The organism is Kineococcus indalonis (assembly GCF_009906395.1).
Lineage (GTDB): Bacteria > Actinomycetota > Actinomycetes > Actinomycetales > Kineococcaceae > Kineococcus > Kineococcus indalonis.
The window spans coordinates 1-392 of record NZ_JAAALM010001050.1; the positions used below are offsets into that span (position 1 = coordinate 1).

The following is a 392-nucleotide window of genomic DNA, read 5'->3' on the forward strand; positions in this document are numbered from 1 at the left end:
GTGGACCGGGCAGGTGCAGCTGCACCGCTACCTCGCCGGCGGCGACGGCGACCGCGAGCGGTTCCGGGTGCCGCGGGCGATCGGGTACTGGGACGCGCGCCTGGGACCGGTGGTGGTGCCGGCGGACCCGGCGACGTTCTCCACCGACCTGACCTCGGTGCCGCCGGTGCTGAGCTGGCTGGTGCCGACGACGGGCCGGCACCTGCCGGCGGCCCTCGTGCACGACGGGCTGACCGCCGGCGCGGACGGCCCGCCCTCGTACCTGGCCGCGGCGCCGGTGGGCCGGCTCGCCGCCGACCGGCTGTTCCGCAGCGCCCTGCGCGACCTGGGGGTGAGCAGGTTGCGCCGGGGCGTGATGTGGGCGGGGGTGTCGGTGTGGTCGGCGCTGGCCG

The 392-nt window shown here is 78.6% G+C and carries 1 protein-coding gene; it reads left to right on the top strand.

Annotated features, from left to right (window positions below):
- Positions 1-13: 13 nt before the first annotated feature.
- On the top strand, positions 14-392 hold a 379-nt coding region (locus GTR00_RS22650), incomplete at its 3' end, for a DUF1353 domain-containing protein (protein WP_166613688.1).